Consider the following 506-nt stretch of genomic DNA (forward strand, 5'->3'; position numbering starts at 1 on the left):
TACAAACAGGCCAAAACCTACCCCGTGCGTTTCAACCGTCAGCGGCGCGAAGTGTGTTATGTCGACAGCACGACTCATCGGGTGTTGATCGTGCCCTGGGAGCGGGTGGTGGCCTGGGTGTCCAACAGCCAATCGGTCACGCCCTATGGGGCGACCCGCCAGTATTGTTTTGGCATGGGGCTGGAGGACGAAGCGCAGGACCGGGTGCAATTTGTCCTTATCCCGCAGTTCAGCGACGCCCATGCCTTGGGGTTGTGGACAGCCATTCGCAACTATATGGAAGACGGGCCATTGGTGGATGCGCCCAACTCGCTGTTGGCTGCATGTGGAATCTTGCCCACGGAAGATGAACTCAAACCCTATGAGGGGCTGCATACCTTTGAGATTGAGCGTCTTGATGCGCGCTTTATGGGCAGCATGGATCTGGTAGGCGGTGAGGACTTAAGCCCTGAAGATCGGGAGAAGTACGGTTTTGCCGATCGAACCCCCTGGCCATTGCGCTGGTG

General features: G+C 57.7%; 1 pseudogene. It reads left to right on the forward strand.

What is annotated here, in order from left to right:
* A pseudogene (locus AWM69_RS14320) lies at window positions 1-506 on the forward strand (hypothetical protein); the annotation flags it as partial.

The organism is Pseudomonas sp. D1HM (genome assembly GCF_019266105.1).
Taxonomy (GTDB): domain Bacteria; phylum Pseudomonadota; class Gammaproteobacteria; order Pseudomonadales; family Pseudomonadaceae; genus Aquipseudomonas; species Aquipseudomonas taetrolens.